The organism is Spongiibacter thalassae (assembly GCF_012272835.1).
Lineage (GTDB): Bacteria > Pseudomonadota > Gammaproteobacteria > Pseudomonadales > Spongiibacteraceae > Spongiibacter > Spongiibacter thalassae.
Window position 1 is genome coordinate 169,575 of record NZ_JAAWWK010000002.1, and the last position, 17,290, is coordinate 186,864.

18 protein-coding genes are annotated in these 17,290 nt (G+C 58.0%); all 18 read left to right on the forward strand.

The features are described 5' to 3' along the window. Positions 1 to 3 precede the first annotated feature (3 nt). The 18 genes from fliF (at position 4) to HCU74_RS05065 (ending at position 17,285) form a co-directional block, all read left to right on the forward strand. The gene (gene fliF / locus HCU74_RS04980) at positions 4 to 1,677 is read left to right on the forward strand and encodes a flagellar basal-body MS-ring/collar protein FliF (protein WP_168449324.1); all 1,674 of its coding nucleotides are present in this window, start codon (positions 4 to 6) and stop codon (positions 1,675 to 1,677) included. After that, positions 1,670 to 2,701, forward strand: a complete 1,032-nt coding sequence (fliG, locus tag HCU74_RS04985; protein WP_168449325.1) for a flagellar motor switch protein FliG — start codon at positions 1,670 to 1,672, stop codon at positions 2,699 to 2,701. Before fliF ends, fliG begins: the two co-directional genes overlap by 8 nt. A gap of 58 nt (positions 2,702 to 2,759) precedes the next feature. Beyond that, entirely contained in the window at positions 2,760 to 3,509 is a 750-nt protein-coding gene (locus HCU74_RS04990; protein WP_168449326.1) for a FliH/SctL family protein, read from the forward strand. Further along, entirely contained in the window at positions 3,502 to 4,851 is a 1,350-nt protein-coding gene (gene fliI, locus HCU74_RS04995; RefSeq protein WP_168449327.1) for a flagellar protein export ATPase FliI, read from the forward strand. Before HCU74_RS04990 ends, fliI begins: the two co-directional genes overlap by 8 nt. Positions 4,852 to 4,909: 58 nt before the next feature. Beyond that, positions 4,910 to 5,374: a flagellar export protein FliJ gene (gene fliJ, locus HCU74_RS05000; RefSeq protein ID WP_168449328.1), complete on the forward strand. Its 465-nt coding sequence runs from the start codon at positions 4,910 to 4,912 to the stop codon at positions 5,372 to 5,374. A gap of 100 nt (positions 5,375 to 5,474) precedes the next feature. Next, positions 5,475 to 6,698, forward strand: coding sequence for a flagellar hook-length control protein FliK (locus tag HCU74_RS05005; protein ID WP_168449329.1), 1,224 nt, complete (start codon positions 5,475 to 5,477; stop codon positions 6,696 to 6,698). Positions 6,699 to 7,094: 396 nt separating this feature from the next. Beyond that, complete coding sequence (locus HCU74_RS05010) at positions 7,095 to 7,562, forward strand: flagellar basal body-associated FliL family protein (protein ID WP_168449330.1); 468 nt, start codon at positions 7,095 to 7,097, stop codon at positions 7,560 to 7,562. Positions 7,563 to 7,569: 7 nt separating this feature from the next. Beyond that, entirely contained in the window at positions 7,570 to 8,508 is a 939-nt protein-coding gene (locus HCU74_RS05015; RefSeq protein ID WP_168449331.1) for a FliM/FliN family flagellar motor switch protein, read from the forward strand. Positions 8,509 to 8,554: 46 nt separating this feature from the next. Then, positions 8,555 to 8,836 (forward strand): flagellar motor switch protein FliN, encoded by a 282-nt coding sequence (gene fliN / locus HCU74_RS05020; RefSeq protein WP_168449332.1) that lies wholly within the window; start codon positions 8,555 to 8,557, stop codon positions 8,834 to 8,836. Continuing rightward, complete coding sequence (gene fliO, locus HCU74_RS05025; RefSeq protein ID WP_168449333.1) at positions 8,836 to 9,288, forward strand: flagellar biosynthetic protein FliO; 453 nt, start codon at positions 8,836 to 8,838, stop codon at positions 9,286 to 9,288. The genes fliN and fliO overlap by 1 nt, the downstream gene beginning before the upstream one ends. A 35-nt stretch (positions 9,289 to 9,323) precedes the next feature. Next, the gene (gene fliP, locus HCU74_RS05030; RefSeq protein WP_210425164.1) at positions 9,324 to 10,034 is read left to right on the forward strand and encodes a flagellar type III secretion system pore protein FliP; all 711 of its coding nucleotides are present in this window, start codon (positions 9,324 to 9,326) and stop codon (positions 10,032 to 10,034) included. A 9-nt stretch (positions 10,035 to 10,043) separates the two neighbouring features. Next, positions 10,044 to 10,313 carry a flagellar biosynthesis protein FliQ gene (gene fliQ / locus HCU74_RS05035; RefSeq protein ID WP_168449335.1) on the forward strand — a complete coding sequence of 90 codons (270 nt, stop codon included), beginning with the start codon at positions 10,044 to 10,046 and terminating at the stop codon, positions 10,311 to 10,313. 39 nt (positions 10,314 to 10,352) lie between these two features. Beyond that, positions 10,353 to 11,102, forward strand: coding sequence for a flagellar biosynthetic protein FliR (fliR, locus tag HCU74_RS05040; RefSeq protein ID WP_168449336.1), 750 nt, complete (start codon positions 10,353 to 10,355; stop codon positions 11,100 to 11,102). A 3-nt stretch (positions 11,103 to 11,105) separates the two neighbouring features. Next, positions 11,106 to 12,230: a flagellar biosynthesis protein FlhB gene (flhB, locus tag HCU74_RS05045; protein ID WP_168449337.1), complete on the forward strand. Its 1,125-nt coding sequence runs from the start codon at positions 11,106 to 11,108 to the stop codon at positions 12,228 to 12,230. A 43-nt stretch (positions 12,231 to 12,273) separates the two neighbouring features. Beyond that, positions 12,274 to 14,385 (forward strand): flagellar biosynthesis protein FlhA, encoded by a 2,112-nt coding sequence (gene flhA, locus HCU74_RS05050; RefSeq protein ID WP_168449338.1) that lies wholly within the window; start codon positions 12,274 to 12,276, stop codon positions 14,383 to 14,385. A gap of 24 nt (positions 14,386 to 14,409) precedes the next feature. Beyond that, positions 14,410 to 15,684, forward strand: a complete 1,275-nt coding sequence (gene flhF, locus HCU74_RS05055) for a flagellar biosynthesis GTPase FlhF (protein ID WP_168449339.1) — start codon at positions 14,410 to 14,412, stop codon at positions 15,682 to 15,684. A gap of 51 nt (positions 15,685 to 15,735) precedes the next feature. Continuing rightward, entirely contained in the window at positions 15,736 to 16,563 is an 828-nt protein-coding gene (locus tag HCU74_RS05060) for a MinD/ParA family protein (protein WP_168449340.1), read from the forward strand. Continuing rightward, positions 16,560 to 17,285, forward strand: a complete 726-nt coding sequence (locus HCU74_RS05065) for an RNA polymerase sigma factor FliA (protein ID WP_168449341.1) — start codon at positions 16,560 to 16,562, stop codon at positions 17,283 to 17,285. Before HCU74_RS05060 ends, HCU74_RS05065 begins: the two co-directional genes overlap by 4 nt. The last annotated feature ends 5 nt before the right edge of the window (positions 17,286 to 17,290 follow it).

The following is a 17,290-nucleotide window of genomic DNA, read 5'->3' on the forward strand; positions in this document are numbered from 1 at the left end:
ACCATGGCTGAGGCAAAGGCGGTGTCGGTGAACAGTTTGCTGGCAGATCTGGCGAAGAATGATGTATTGCGGCAGCTGCTGATTTTGGTGGGTATTGCGGCCAGTGTGGCTATTGGCGGTGCCGCCGTGATGTGGTCTCAGGGCAGCGAGTACCGCACCCTGTATTCCTCGCTGCCCCCGGAGCGAGCGGCGTCGGTGGTGGATGCATTGGATTTGGCGGGAATACGCTATCGAATACAGGACGCGACCGGTGCGATACAGGTGCCTTCGGATGAGCTGCACAACGCGCGTATGCGTCTTGCCGGGCAGGGCCTCACTCGGGATAGCAGCGGCATGGCCATGCTGGAAAAAGAGCAGGGTTTTGGCGTTAGCGAGTTTATGCAATCGAAAAAATATCACTACGCCCTGGAGCAGGAACTGGCCAATACGATAAAAAGTATGCAACAGGTGCGGCAGGCCAGGGTGCATCTGGCAATTCCCAAACAATCCGTATTTGTCCGGGATCGCAAGACCCCCAGCGCATCAATTATGCTCGATGTCTACCCCGGCGCGGTGGTGTCACGGCAGAACGTGTCGGCGATCGTCAATCTGGTGGCCAGCAGTATCGGGGGAATGAAGCCCGAAGATGTCACCGTGATCGACCAGCTCGGCCAACAGTTGTCTGAGACAGAGAGCGAGAACGACGGTCTTGAGCTGAGCGATCGCCAGTTCAGTTATCGTCAGCGTATTGAAAAGGCCTACGAAGAGCGGGTTGAAGATCTGATTCGGCCCATTGCCGGCTCCGGGCGGGTGAGGGTGAAGGTTGCCGCGGATATTGATTTCACGACCGAGCAGCAAAGCCGCGAAAGCTGGAATCCGGATCGCCAGGTGGTGCGCAGCGAACAAATCAGCGAACAGAATATGGCTGATGGCGCCGGGGTGGCGACGGGGGTGCCGGGCGCATTGAGCAACCAGCCGCCCATTGCGGGGGTTCCCGAGGGCGCCGGGGCTACCGACGGTAAGGTAAACAGCCGTTCCGTGGTACGCAACTATGAAATTGAACGGGTCCTGGCCCACAGCAGTAACCCCAGTGGCGCGGTTAATAAATTGTCGGTGGCGGTGCTGGTGGATAACCCGCGCTCGACCAATGAAGAGGGCGAACGTGTTGTCGAGCCATTGAGCAATCCCGAAATAGAGCGTATGACTTTACTGGTGAAAGACGCGGTGGGCTTTGATGCCGCGCGGGGTGACCGGGTTACCGTGATTGCCGCGGATTTTCGCGAAGAGGGAATGTTTGACCGGGAGAACAGTGAACCCAAAATGTGGGAGCAGCCCTGGTTTGCCAATCTGGCGAGACAAGTGCTGGTAGGCCTGGCCTTGCTGTTGCTGGTGTTCGCTGTGCTGCGGCCGGGAATGCGCAGCTTGCTCGGCAGTCAGGCAAAAAGTGCTGCCGGGGATCGCTCCGCCGCAGAGGTTAACCGTGCGCTGAGTGGCCCTGACAGCTCGCTGAGCGGCGAATACGTGCCCCCGGCGGCTGGTCAGTTGGGTGGGCCGGCAAATGACGCAGAGAGCGCGACACAGCGCCGTCGCGGATTGGGCTTTGAACAAAAGTTGGGCGATGTGCGGGGAATGGTCGATGAAGATCCTCGCCGCGTGGCCCAGGTCGTCAACAAATGGGTGAGTGAAAATAATGGATAGTGCGGTCGAAGCGCCAGCGGCGTCAGCAGCGTTAACCATCTCAGGGTGCGAAAAGGCCGCCCTGCTACTGTTGATGATGGGTGAAACCCACGCCGCCAAAGTGCTGCGCTATGTGTCGCCGGAGGATGTCGAGCGCATTGGCACCGCCATGGCCGGTATTAAGCGGGTAGATAATCAGAAGGCCACTCAGGTGGTCGATGAATTTCACGACGCTATCGAGTCGGAAAACTCGCTTGCGGTCGGCGTGCAGTCCTATGTGCGCAAATTGTTTACCTCGGCCCTGGGTGAACAAAAGGGCGGTGCTCTGGCCAACCGTGTGCTGGGTGAAGAAGAGAGCGATGAAATGAACTCCCTGCGTTGGGTTGAGCCGGGCACTCTCGCAGACATGATTAAGGACGAACACCCGCAGATGATCGCCATTACCCTGGCGCATATCGAGCAGGAGCAGGCCTCAAAGGTGCTGAAATTACTGCCCGAAGACAAGCAGGACGACATCGTGATGCGGATCGCCACGATGAAGACCATACCTGACGCCGCAATGGGCCAGCTACAGAAAGTGCTTAAGAAAAAACTGGCAGTGAGTACTACACTTAAGAATCGCAATGTCGATGGTGCAGCAGCGGCTGCCGGCATTATCAACGGTTTGGGCGCAGATACCGAAGCGCGCATTCTGGAAAACGTGGCCAAAAGCGACGAGGAACTGTCGGCGAGAATCCAGGAGCTGATGTTTGTCTTCAGCAACCTCATCAATATCAGCGACAAGGGCATACAGCTGCTGCTGCGGGAAGTGTCGGCAGATTTGCTGCCGCTGGCACTGAAGGGTGCCGGGGAAGAGGTGAAAGAAAAGATTCTGGGCAATATGTCCAAGCGTGCTCGGGAAATGCTGGTCGACGATATGGAGTCAAAGGGGCCGGTGAAAATCAGCGAAGTCGAGGCGGCTCAAAAAGAAATACTGAATATTGCCCGCACCCTGGCGGAAAGCGGCCAGATCGATTTGGGTACGGGGGGCGACGACTACGTCTGAGAACCACCCGCTGATTCAGCAGCGAGAACGGCGACCCTCCCAATTGGATTGCAAATTTATGAGCCAGAATTTCGAAAAATACCAAGTGGCGTCCTTCGGTCAGTCGTCGCCGTCGCCGGAGGGAAGCGACAACGCGGTTCTTCAGGGCTGGCAGCCCCCGGAAATGGCGCCGGGCCAGACTGCCCGGGGCGACAGCTATCAGCTGCGCCGCTTCGACACAGCCCCCTCTTCCGGCGCAGCTCCGGCGGCTGAACCCGCCCCTGCAGTAGATGCTCCACAGAGCGAAGATGAAATTCTCGCCAATGAATTACAGGCCCTGAGGGAAAAAATCCGCGAAGAGGCCTATGCCACCGGTCTAGCCGAGGGACAGGCCGAAGCCAAGCGGATGCTGGCAGAGCAAACCCAGCAGTTGCAACTGACCGTGGCGGCCCTGCGCGAGCCAGCCAAGTGGCTGGATGCCACCCTCCAGCGAGAACTGAGCGAGCTGACCTCTGCCCTGGTGAAAGCGCTGATTGGCCACGAGCTTACGGTGTCGCCGGAGCGGGTCGGTCTGTTGGTGAAGGAAGCGATAGAGCTGTTGCCGGTTACCCAGGGGCCGATCGATATCACTCTCCACCCCGACGATGCCAGGGTACTGGCTGAGTTAAACGCCGATGCCGACGACGCGGAAACTCCCTGGCGAGTGATCGAAGATGCGACCTTGTCCCGTGGCGGCTGCCGCATTCAAAGTGGCAGCTCGCGTATCGACCAGAGTATCGATGCACGCCTTGCAGCCATATTGTCAGCCAGCGAGTCGGATTATGCATAAGCCCAACCAGCGTCTGGTAGATCATTTTTCGGCGCTGCGGCGACAGGTTGAAGCGGGTGGTGCAGGCGCTGCACCAAAGGTAGAGGGAAGACTGCGCCGCATCGTCGGCACTCTGCTGGAAGCCGAGGGCTGCAAGGCCCCCATCGGTGCCTACTGCATTGTCGAAACCACCGACGGCGACTGGCTGGAAACCGAGGTGGTGGGTTTCGCCAGCGACCATATTCTGCTGATGCCCACCGGAGAACTGCGGGGCGTGATGCCACATGCGCGGGTATTGCCAATTGCCAAGGGTTCCTCGGTAGAGGTGGGGCCCGGTCTGTTGGGTCGGGTTATTGACGGTGCCGGACAGCCTCTGGATCACAAGGGGCCGCTGCAATGCCATGAACAGCGGCCGATCAATGCCCAGCCCATCAACCCCCTGCTGCGACGCCCCATTCGCCAGCCACTGGACGTAGGCGTGCGGGCTATCAATGCCCTGCTTACCGTGGGGCAGGGGCAGAGGTTGGGACTGTTTGCCGGCAGCGGCGTGGGCAAAAGCGTATTGTTGGGAATGATGACCCGCTACACCGACGCCGAAGTCGTGGTGGTGGCCTTGATCGGCGAGCGCGGTCGCGAAGTTAAGGAATTTATCGACGGTATCCTCGGCGAAGAGGGAATGCGCCGGGCAGTGGTGATTGCCACCCCGGCCGATCATCCACCGCTGATGCGAATGCGTGCGGCCTGGCTGGCCACGTCGGTGGCGGAATATTTCCGCGACCAGGGTATGCAAGTGTTATTACTTATGGATTCTCTGACCCGCTTTGCCCAAGCTCAGAGAGAGATTGCACTGGCCACAGGTGAGCCTCCGGCGACCAAGGGCTACCCCCCATCGGTGTTTGCACGCTTGCCGGCCTTGGTCGAGCGAGCCGGCAACGGCGAAGAGGGCGGCGGCTCCATTACGGCTTTTTACACCGTACTCGCCGAGGGGGACGACCAGAACGACCCCATTGTGGATTCGGCGCGGGCGATTCTCGACGGCCATATCGTTCTGTCCAGAAGTCTGGCAGATGCCGGGCATTTTCCCGCCATCGATGTGGAGCGTTCAGTGAGTCGGGCGATGAACGACATCACCGATAAGCCCCATCAGGATATGGTGCGCAGGTTTCGCAAAATGTACTCGCTGTACCAGCAGAACCGCGACCTGATTACCATCGGCGCCTACCAGCGCGGCACCGACAAACGGCTGGACGAGGCGGTAAGCGCCTGGCCGGGGATGCAGCATTTTTTACAACAGGGTTTTGACGAGTCGGAAAGTTTTGACCACGCCCTGGGGGAGTTGAGTCAGTTACTCGACCCACAGTAGCAGAGTGGCACCAGTCGCGATAACACCGCACTGAGCGGCCATTGAGAGGGGACGCAATGTGAGTGAAAGATTAAAGTCAGAGCGAATGAAGCCAGTCAATGCGCTGGCCGAGCGTCGAGAGAAAGAGCGCGCCCGGCATTTCGCCACAATGAATACCGCCCACGAAGTTCTCGAAAGCAAACTGCGCGACCTTGAGCAGTACTACGAAGATTACCGCAACGCTGACGCCGGTCATCGGCAGGTGGATATTCAGCGCCTCACTGAAACCCGCCAATTTCTCAGCACCCTTTCTCAAGCAATAAGCCTGCAGCGGGAAGCGGTCGCCGCCAGTGAGAAAAAGTTGGCGGCAGAGCGGGAAAAATGGATGGCTGCGCGGCGTCACAGCCAAAATCTCGAAAACCTCAGCGAGAAATATCGCGATCAGGAGCGCCAGTCCGCCCTTTATGCAGAGCAGCGCAGCCAGGATGAGATGAACAGCCAGCGTTTCGTATGGCGAAAAATGCGGCAAAACAATATGGCATAGTGCTTGCTCCTATATCCCTTGACACTACTTGCTCTCGATAAAAAGCGCCTTTAAGCGAAGGCGAAAAACAGAGAGCCTGGCTTGGATCAAGGACGCAATTATGGCAACTCCTGTATTACCAATCCCCCAAAGTCACAGCGCCCAGACCGCGTTGAATCCCTTCCCAAATCCTTCGGGTAGCGCGGTAGAGGCAATAAAAACCCCTTTTAATCAAGTGCTTGAGAAAGAGCGTCCCGCCCATGGTGCGGTGCCTTCCTTTAGTCACCTAAGCGCCACCGCGCTGAAAAATCTCGGTGGAGAAGCGACCATCGATGGCGCTGAGGGTCAGTCCGCAGAACTGTCAGACGCGTTGACGGCGGGCGACAACTTTTTGCCGGTGGGCGGAAATTTATTGCCGCTTGAGCAGCGCTTTGAACGGCCGCTGGTCTTTGCCGTTGGGCAGACGGCCCACCCGATGTTTTCCGGCGTTGCCCTTGGTTCTGTGTTGGCGGATAGCGGTATTGAAACCGCGAAGATCATTCCCGCCAGCCAGAATGCCGCCCAACTCCATCAGCATATTGGGCTGCAGGAGCCGGGGCTGGCTGAGGGGCTGCACAGCACAGGGCGGGAAGCGCTGGCCGGGAGCTTTGCATTGCCGTCGCAGGACGGCTTTGCCGGACAAAGTCCGTCATTGATGAGTGCGGCTCTGGCTGCGGTGAATGGCGAGGCGAAACCCACGTCGATATTGCGCGATTCCGCGCGGGAGTTGCTGGCAGATCAGCGCTCTGTAGACGGGCTGGATAGCGCCCGCCTGGCGATGAGTCGCGTCAGTGCCGCCAGCATTGAGCGGGGTCTGTCCCCACCGCAGTTTTCGGTGATGCAGAACGCCTTGTCGGATCCCGCCTGGGGGCAGGCGATGACCGCGCGGTTGAGTTGGATGGCGGGCAGCGGGGTGCACAATGCCAGTCTGCGTCTGCACCCGGAAGAGCTGGGTTCGGTCAACGTGCAGATTTCAATGAGCGGTGATCGCGCCTCGGTACAATTTCAGGCCCAGAATGCCGAGACCACCGAATTAATTGAAAAGTTGATGCCGCGGCTGGCCAGCGCTTTTGAAAGTCAGGGCCTTAAGCTGGAAGACGCCAAGGTAAGTCAGCAGCCCAGCGGAGGCGAGCGACAACAAAGTGCCATGACCGGTGAAGGTCAGGGTAGCGGTCAATCTTCTGCGGGTGGCCGCGGCAGCGCGCAGGGCAATGGCGAGAATGCCGATGGTGCGGTTGAGGTCGGCGCAGGCAATGTGCTTGACCTGGATCTACGGCGAGCGAGTGGCATCGACGCCTTCGCCTGATCGACCGACGCGATTAATTTGTGCTGGCCCGAAGGCCAGCGTCAGCTAAACTTGCCCCAACCAAAAGACCTGTGTCCTGTGGCACAGGTTTTTTTATGCTCTGTTTCACTCAGTTTCTGCCACTCTTTCTGTCCATTTTTGCTACTTTTTAGGTTAACCGGCGGCGGGCTTCGCGGCGGGGGCCTGCCAAATAATTGGCATTCTCGCATTTGTTTCTGTATCTAATTGAAAAATATAAGAATTATTTGTGGCTCGGCGATTGCATATACTGTGCATAGACGAATTCAATCGGGCGGTTCTGAGTACAAGTCGCTATACGGTCGGTGCGGGCAATCGGTCTAAGGTGTGATTGCCATTTGGCGACAATCGTTTTCTGCAATACTGGATAGGGTCACTATGTTCAAAAATAAATTCGTGCTGATAGGTCTTGTTGTTGTGCTTCTTTTGGCGACGGCGGGAGGAACCTGGTTCTTCGTGAAAGGCAGTCAGCCTGCACCTGCAATGGCGGCAGGCGGAGCGGCAGTGGCGCCAGTAGCGGCCTTGCCCAAGCCCAAGTATTACAGCCTTGATCCGTCGTTTGTGGTGAATTTGCTCAACGAGCGCACCACCAAATTCTTGCAGGTGGATGTGCAGGTAATGACCCGCAAGGATAACGTTGTGGAGCGACTGGAAACCTACGACGTGCGTATCCGTCACGAGCTGATCATGATGTTCAGTAACCTGAAAAAAGAGCAGATCAACAGCATCGAAGGTCGCAAGGAAATTCAGCAGAAAGTGCTGGATACGATCAACGATGTGCTGGAAGCGGAGACCGGACGCCGAGGAATTGACGCGGTCTACTTCACCAAATTTGTTATGCAGTGAGGTTGATGTGAGCGGCGTACTAGATCCGGAAGAACTCGAAGCCCTGATGGCCGAGGACGAGGACTCAAAGAGTGCCTCCTCCGGCAAATATAATCTGGCGCGTCAGGATTATGCCGTTCAGCGGCTGATTCCAACGTTGTCGATGATCCAGTCGCAGTTCGCCAATTTCGCCCGCGACCGAATGCGGGAGTTTGTCGCCTCGGTGGAGTCGGTGAGCACCGATCGAATATCAGTGATGAAGTTCGACGAGCTGCTGGGAACCCTGCCTGCGCCCTGCAGTATTTCCGTGGTGTCGGGAATGCCATTGGGAAGCAACTTGTTGATTGCCTTTGAGTCCGAGCTGGTCTTCACCTTTGTCGATCGTTACTTCGGCGGTTACGGCAGTAAGGCCGACGCCGCCAGAGAGCAGTTTTCCACCTCTGAATTCAGTTTTATGGAGCTGCTCAATGCCGCTCTGCTTCCCGATATCGCCAATGCCTGGAAAGCGGTGATGCAGAGTGCGCCAACCATCACCAGCCAGAGCAGTGACCCGCGACTACTGGAAGGTTTCAACCAGGCCGATTCACTGGTCGCGACGCGATTTGAGGTGAGCGTGGGTGATGTCAAGGGCGGCTTGTGGTCGGTCGTGCCGTGGTCGGCCCTGGATGCCCTGCGCGAAAGCATCGCGGTACCGGGCAAAGCCGGAGACAAACCGGCGAGTGCTGACTGGCGCGCGCGCTTGTCCACTGCGGTGGAGGAGGCACCACTGGAGCTGGTTGCGGAAATCGCCCATACCCGTTTGAGCTTGAATCGGGTGGCACAGCTGAAGAAAGGGGACGTAATCCCCATTGCTTCGCCAGACGAGGTCGCGGTGAAAGTGGGTGGAAAAACCATGTTGCGCGGCTTGTTTGGCAGCAATGGTGGTCAGTACGCCGTGCGGCTGACCGGGCCATCGGGAAAAATCTGACGCCGCGTTGACATCGTTGCGGCAGACTCTGTAGAGGACACACACAATGGCACAAGACTTGAAACTCGACAAAATCATGGACGTTAACGTCGATGTCTCGGTGGAGGTGGGGCGTACCCGCATGAGCATCCGCGACATCAAGGCGTTAAGCCAGGGAGCCATTATTGAGCTGGATCGCGCGGCCGGCACGCCGCTGGATGTTTTGGTCAACGGCACGCTGGTGGCCCGTGGCGAAATTGTCGTGATTAAAGACAAGTTCGGCATCATGCTGACCGAAGTGGTCGGAGAGGACGACGAGGTCGAGGCCGCGGCGGAAGAGGCGGGTTGATGTCAGTGCGTACCACTTTGACATGGGCTCTGTTGCTACCTTGGTGGGCAAGTGCCGAAGAGGTGAACACGGCTGCGGAGGGAGCGGCCCCCGCAGCGGGAACGCTCCCCCTTGTCGGCGGCAGCGATGTTATTGGCACCTTTGGCAGCCTGGTGCTTATCGTTATTGCGCTGTTGGCCATGGCTTGGTTTATGCGCCGTCTGCGGCAGGTGCAGGGGCCATCGCGGGCCGGGGTTAATGTTGTCGCGCAGATTCCCGTCGGCATGAAAGAACGACTGCTGGTGGTACAAGTTGAGGGCGAGAAGTTGCTCGTTGGTTGCACCCCCGGCTCTATGCAGACCCTGCATCAATGGACCTCACCGCCGGGTGATGATGACACCGCCGCCCCTCAGGGGTTTGCCTCGGTGATCGCCCGGCAGCTGGCCGAGCGTCGTGGCGGGGGACCGTCATGAGCCGTCGTCAACTATTGCTGGTTTTGCTCGGTGTCATGACGCCCCTGCTGTCCTTTGCGGCAGATCCGCTGTCGGTGCCCGCGGTAACCAGCTCTGCCAATGCGGCCGGTGGACAGGAATACAGTGTCTCGCTGCAGCTGCTGGCGATTATGACGGCATTGACGCTGCTGCCGGCGATGCTGCTGGGTATGACCGCCTTTACCCGTATTATTATTGTATTGTCGATTCTGCGTCAGGCACTGGGTACGGGGCAAACCCCCTCCAACCAGGTGTTGCTGAGTCTGGCGCTGTTCCTGACCCTGTTTATTATGTTCCCGGTGGCGCAGCAGGCCTACACCCAGGCAGTAGCGCCCTATATCGCCGAGGAAATGACCTTCCAGGAGGCCCTGCCCAAGGGCTTTGCTCCTTTTCGTGAATTCATGCTGGCCCAGACGCGGGAAGACGATATTGCCCGTTTTGCCGACATCGCCGGCTACGATAGCTTCGATAAGCCAGAGGATGTGCCTTTTACCGTGTTGATGGCGTCTTTCCTCACCAGTGAGCTTAAAACCGCGTTTCAGATCGGTTTTCTGATTTTTATTCCCTTTGTGGTGATCGACCTGGTGGTTGCCAGCGTGCTGATGTCGATGGGGATGATGATGTTGTCGCCAATGATGATTTCGCTGCCCTTCAAAATCATGCTGTTTGTGCTGGTGGACGGCTGGGGGCTGGTGATGGGCTCCCTCGCTGCCAGTTTTTACCGCTGAGGAGGCGCTATGACACCGGATACTGTGATTGAACTGGGACGTCAGGGGCTGAATATCACCGTGCTGCTGGCGGCGCCCCTGTTGCTGGCAGCGCTGGCCGCCGGTCTGTTTATCGGTATGTTTCAGGCGGCCACCCAGATTCAGGATATGACCCTCAGCTTTATCCCCAAGCTGGTGGTGCTGGTGGTGGTGCTCGGCATGATGGGGCCGTGGATGCTGCGTCACCTGCTCGATTTTACTCGGCAGTTGTTCGAAATGATTCCCCTGCTGGTGGGCTGAGGACGCGCTGTGGTATTGCCGCTCAACGAAGCGCAGATCATGTCTTGGCTCGCCGCTGCCTGGCTGCCCTTTGCCCGTGTGAGCGGGGCAATGCTGACCGCACCCTTCTTCAGCGCCAATTATATTCCCGCCCAGGTAAAGGTGATGGTTACGGTGTTTTTCACCCTGGTGCTGTTGCCGATACTGCCCACACCAGCCCCGGTCGATATTCTCAGTCTTGACGCGTTTTTGCTGATTATTAATGAACTCATTCTAGGTGTGGCGCTGGGGTTGGTGTTACAGCTGATTTTCGACGCAATTATTTTGGCGGGGCAGTTGATCTCCAACGGCATGGGCCTGGGCTTCGCGATGATGGTAGACCCCCAGCGGGGTGTGCAAGTGCCGGTATTGTCCCAGTACCTGCTGATTATTTGTATGTTGTTGTTCGTGGCGATGAACGGCCATATCGAATTTATTGCGCTGCTGGCCAGCACCTTTGAAATCTGGCCGGTGGGCGAGCGGGCGGTGTCCACTGAACAATTCAGCAACATCGCCCAGTGGGGCAGCGTGCTGTTCTCCGGGGCGATACGGGTGGCGATTCCCGCCATTATCGCCCTGTTGGTAGTGCAGGTGGCCATCGGCGTGATCAGCCGCGCGGCACCCACGTTAAACCTCTTTGCGGTGGGCTTTCCGCTGGCGATGTTGATGGGTTATCTCATTGTCGATCAACTGGTGCCCAACCTGCTGCCGGTGCTGGCCGGACTGCTGGATCAGGGTTATGAGCGTCTGGCGCTGTTGGTGGGGGGCTGAACAATGGCAGAAAATCAGGACGGTCAGGAACGCACCGAAGAGGCGTCGGCGAAGAAACTTGCCGACGCCCGCAAAAAAGGGCAGGTGCCTCGCTCCAAGGAGTTGGCGACCATGGCGGTGACCATGATGGGCGCAGCCATGCTGATTGTCACGGGGGGCTCGCTGGCCACCGGAATGCAGGACATTATGCGGCAAACCCTGTCGCCAAATTATTTGCTGGCTAGCAGTGATCGCATGGCCGGGCAGCTCTATGAAATGCTGGTTCGCGGTTTGCTCACCATCTGGCCGTTGATGCTGGCGGCCTTTATTGCGGCGATTGCGGCCAATACTGTACTCGGCGGTTGGACCTTCAAGCTCAGTTTCAAGCCGGAGCGCCTCGATCCGATCAAAGGTGTTGGCAAATTGTTTTCGGTGCGCAGTCTTGGCGAGCTGTTCAAGTCCATTGTCAAAATGCTGTTTATCGGCGCGGCAGCTTACGCCGTGCTCGAGGTTATGAGCACCGATATTCTCAATCTGGGGATGCAAGATCCCCGCGAAGCCATCGCAAACAGCGCGGGCTTGCTGGTGTGGTTCTTCCTGTTTGTCAGCCTGCCACTGATCGTTATCGCCGCCATCGATGTGCCGTGGCAGCTGTGGAATCACAAAAAAGAGCTGAAAATGACCCGCCAGGAAGTGCGCGACGAGCACAAGGAATCCGACGGCAACCCCGAGATGAAGGCCAAACTGCGGGAAATGCAGCAGGCCGCAGCACGCCGCAGAATGATGGAAAAAGTGCCCACCGCCGACGTGGTCATTACCAACCCCACGCATTTTGCGGTAGCTCTGAAGTACGACGAAGCGCGCATGGCCGCACCGGTGTTGGTGGCCAAAGGGGCCGACCAGGTCGCCGCCCGGATTCGCGAGTTGGCGACGGACAACAAGGTGAGCCTGGTCGAGTCTCCGCGCCTGGCGAGGGCGGTTTTTGCCAGTGTGGATCTGGATCAGGAGATTCCCGCCGGGCTTTATTTGGCGGTGGCACAGATCTTGACTTATGTCTATCAATTGCGCAGTTGGCAAAGTGTTGGCGGTGAGCGCCCGGACGCACCTGAGCCAGATATTGATGACACGTATTTAAAGGATTTGCTCTAGTCCCGGTATGCGGGCTGAGACAAGTCATTGAGGAAGACCGGTTATGGCAACAACAGCAGGTATAAGAATTCCCCAGTGGGTGCAGCATGCCACTGGCAGCGGGCTGGGGGTGCTGGCACTGCTGATGGCCTGTCTGGCCATGCTGGTCATTCCCATGCCACCGTTTTTTCTGGATATTCTGTTCACCTTTAATATCACGCTGTCGCTGATCGTCATTCTGGCGGTGATCTATGTCGAGCGACCCATTGATTTCTCTGTATTTCCGACGGTTTTGCTGCTCGCGACCCTGCTGCGGCTGGCATTGAATGTGGCGTCCACTCGCGTGGTGTTGCTGGAGGGGCATACCGGCCCCGGCGCGGCGGGCAAGGTGATTGAATCCTTTGGTGAGTTTGTGATCGGCGGCAACTATGTTGTCGGTTTGGTGGTGTTCATCATTCTGGTGGTGATTAACTTTGTAGTGGTGACCAAGGGCGCTGGCCGCGTGTCGGAGGTGACCGCGCGCTTCACCCTCGACGCCATGCCAGGCAAACAAATGGCGATAGATTCAGACCTGAACGCCGGAATTTTGACACAGGAAGAAGCCAGCAAACGACGGGAGGAAGTGCGCACCGAGGCAGACTTTTACGGTTCGATGGACGGTGCCAGCAAGTTTGTTCGCGGCGATGCGGTGGCGGGGATTCTTATCCTGTTCATCAACGTATTGGGCGGTCTGGGTGTCGGTATCGCTCAGCACGGGCTGAGCTTTGCCGAGGCCATGCACAACTACACGCTGCTGACCATTGGCGACGGGCTGGTGGCGCAGCTGCCCTCGCTGCTGCTGTCGACGGCGGTGGCCATCATCGTTACTCGAATCTCCCGCCCGCAAAACATGGGCGAACAGATGGTCGAGCAGATGGTGGCCAATCCCATGGTGCTGTATTTGGCTGCGGCGGTGCTCGGGCTGGTGGGGATTATTCCAGGGATGCCCAATTTGGTGTTCCTGATGCTTGCCGGGGCCTGTGGCGCCGGGGGCTGGTATATGGCCAGGAAGGCCGTCGCGCCGGAGTTGCTGGATGATGACGAACCTGAGCCTGTCGCCGATGTTCCTGCTGCGCGCGAGCCTACAGAGCTGAAGTGGGACGAAGTGACGCCGATGGATGTGGTCAGCCTGGAAGTGGGCTATCGGTTGATCCCGCTGGTAGACCGAAATCAAGGGGGAGAGCTGATTGCCAGGATCACCGGCGTGCGTAAAAAGTTGTCCAGAGATCTCGGTTTTCTGGTTCAGCCCGTGCATATTCGCGACAACCTGGAGTTGTCGCCGGGTAGCTACCGCATTCAATTGCTGGGCGACGGGGTCGCCCAGGGTGAAATTCAGGTGGGCAAAGAAATGGCGATCAATCCCGGCGGTGCCCAGGGCGGTCTCAAGGGGTTAGCCACGAAGGACCCCGCCTTTGGTATGGATGCCATCTGGATCGACCCCGCCCAGCGGGATCAGGCGCAGACACTGGGTTACACCGTGGTAGACCCCTGCACGGTAGTGGCCACTCACCTCAGCCAGGTGGTGAAACAACATGCCCACGAACTGCTGGGGCATGAAGAGGTGCAGCAATTACTTGATCGTTTGGCCAAAACTGACCCCAAACTGGTGGAATCGCTGGTGCCCCAGCAGTTGCCGCTGAGTGTGGTGGTGAGGGTGCTGCAAAACCTGCTCAAGGAAAATATTTCCATACGCAGCATTCGCCTGATCGCCGAATCTTTGGCGGAGCAAGCTCCCCGTAGCAAAAATCCTGACGATCTTCTGGAGGGCGTCCGCGTCTCATTGGGACGTATGATTGTTCAGGAAATCAATGGCTTAGAGAGCGAGTTGCCGGTGGTAGCGCTGGCAGCTGAGCTGGAACAGATGTTGCAGGATATGCTTCGAGGCGGATCCGGTGCCATAGGTTTGGAGCCGGGAATTGCCGAGCGGATTCAGCGGGAGCTGGCCGAGTTCAGTCAGCGTCAGGAAGTCGCGGGGCAGCCCGCAGTGGTCCTGGTCTCGCCGTCGATCAGGGCCTGGCTCTCGCGATTTACTCGCCGCAGCGTACCGGGTTTGCACGTGTTGTCCTACAACGAAGTGCCCGATAGCAAGGAAGTAAGATTATTGTCCACCATTGGTCAACAGGCCCGTCTAAACTGAAAGTGACGGTGCGGGGAGCAGCGTATGAAAGTAAAAACCTATCAGGCAGCTGACAGCGAGCAGGCCATGCGCATGATTAGCGCGGCCCACGGGCCTGACGCGGTGATCCTCGACTGTAAAAGTATTCCGGGTGGTGTCGAATTGGTGGTGAGTTGGGAAGAGCCTGACCACGAAGAGGAAAATTTCGAACCCGTGGTTCACCTGCGCCGGGACGCACCGGCTGCCACCGGGGAGAAAACCGCATTGGCCGCGCTGTTGGCGCGGCAGCGGAAATCTGCACCGACGCCGCAGCGCGCCGAGCCGCCACAGCCAGCGGAACCCGCCCGACAAAATATTGGCAGTGCGCCGCAGATGGTGTGGTCCCAGCAGGAGGAGTTGCTGACTCTCAAGCAGGAACTGGCCAGCATGAAGTCCATGCTGATGTCTCAATTGAAGGACCAGAACTGGCAACAGCTGCGGCAGGAGGCCCCCGCGGAGCAATTCGCCTGTCAGCAGTTGATGGAGGCGATGGATCTCGACCCCGCATTGGCCGGCAAACTGAAAGAGCGCATTCCGGCGGACGAAAGCGAATCAGTGCAGCGGGAAATGCTGAAAATGCTGCTATGTCGGAAAATGCCGATAGCGGCGCCCCCCACAAGTGGGGCAATATGTTTGGTAGGGCCGCAGGGGGCGGGTAAAACCACCGCTATCGCCAAGTTGGCGGCACAGTATGTTATGGCCCACGGCCGCGATGGTATCGCGATTTTAACAACCGATACTGCCCGGGTGGGGGCTCAGGAGCAACTGCGCGCCTACGGCCGGATTTTGCAGATTCCGGTTCACAGCGCCCAGGGCTATGAAGAGGCCGCGCGTACCTTCAAGGTGCTGCAGAACAAGTCGCTGGTGTTGATTGATACCGCCGGAATGTCGTTCAGAGACAAAGAAGGACTGCGCGAACTGGAGACAATGTTGTCAGTGATGCCGAACACTCGAGTGTTTTTAACACTGCCAGCGGATACTGAGTCCTATGTGCAGAGCGAGATTATCGACGCTTACTCGCGAATGAACCCGGAAGGGGTCGTGGTGAGCCGAATCGACGAAGCAATGCGGCTTGGAGCGATTTTGTCCAATCTGATCACACACCGCTTGCCCGCGGTGTGGTGTAGCAACGGCCCGCGGGTGCCGCAGAATTTATCGGCGGCTGATGCCGGTAAGTTGGTCAATATGGCGCTGCGTATGGCCAAGGGCTTTGCGCCCGGCAAGTCGGCTGCGCCGGCGTCGCAGGGCGCGGGAGCAACACGCTTGAGCGTCATGGGCTAGGGCTGGTCGGCAGCAACCGTTGCCGAGGAAACAATAGAATAAGGACGAAACATGAGTGCAGTAAAAGTGATCGCCGTAAGCAGTGGCAAGGGTGGCGTCGGCAAAACCAATGTTTCGGTGAATCTGGCCTGCCAATTGGCCCGCCGTGGGCGGCGCGTGCTGTTGATGGACGCCGACCTGGGTCTGGCCAACGTTGATATTATGTTGGGTCTGCGGCCCAAATGGAATTTGTCCCATGTGTTAAATGGCGAGTGTCAGATCAGAGATATTCTGATGACTGGCCCCAACGGTATCTCGATTATTCCCGCAGCGTCGGGGATCAAGAAAATGGCAGAGCTGGGCGCCGAGAGCCACGGTGCGATTGTGCGTGCGCTCAGTGAACTCGACGAAGACTACGACGCGCTGATCGTCGATACGGCGGCGGGGATTTCTGACAGTGTCATTACCTTCAGTCAGGCCAGCCAGTATGTGCTGGTGGTGGTGACCGACGAACTGACTTCGATGGCCGACGCCTACGCCTTGATTAAAGTGATGAACCGCGATGCGGGTATCAGCCGCTTCAAGATATTGCGCAATATGGTAGATAGTACCGAGCAGGCGCGGGATGGCTTTGAGCGTTTGAACGAGGTTGCCCAGCGGTTTCTCGACGTGACGCTTGAATACGCCGGGTTTATTCCCCGGGACCGCTTTCTGGTCAAGGCGGATGCCAGCCAGAAGGCGGTAAGTGAATTGTTCCCCGGCTGTGACGCCTCACTGGCGTTTCGCAAGCTGGCGGAAACCGTGGACAAGTGGCCGCTACCCAAGGGCCCCAGCGGCAATATCGAGTTCTTTGTCGATCGTATGCTGAAAAGCGATGAACAATCCGGGGCCACTGCGTGAACGGACACAGCGCCTATCTCGATGTGCAATACGGCAGCCGCGACGAGCTGGTGTCGCGCCACGCACCGTTGGTGAAACGTATTGCCTATCATTTGGTCAGTCGTTTGCCGGCGAGCGTCGATGTCGATGATTTGATCCAGGCAGGCATGATTGGCCTGCTTGAGGCCGGTAGTAACTATCAAGCGGATAAGGGGGCAGGATTTGAAACCTATGCCAGTATTCGCATTCGCGGTGCAATGCTGGACCAGATTCGCCAGAACGGCTGGGCGCCGCGGTCGGTAAGTCGCCAACTTCGGGAAATTGCCGGAGCGACGGCCAGGGTCGAAGCGCGCACTGGTTGCGAGGCCAGCGCCCAGGAAGTCGCCGCTGAGCTGGGTATGTCGATCAACGACTACCACGACCTGTTGCGGGACACCTCGTCCGTGCGCTTATTCAGTCTGGAACAGTTTTCAGAGGGTGAGCAGGATCTCCCCGAAGCGGCCACTGACAGCGACGATACGCCGCTGAATCACGTTATGGACAGCGGTTTTCAACGCTCGCTGGCACTGCAAATCGACGCCTTGCCCGAGCGCGAGAAAATGGTAATGGCGTTGTATTACGACAAGGGCCTCAACCTCAAGGAAATCGGCGAGGTGCTTGAAGTGAGTGAATCCAGAGTATGTCAGATTCACAGTCAGGCGATTATCCGCCTCAAGGCGCGCCTGCAGGACTGGACGGGGTGACGCGG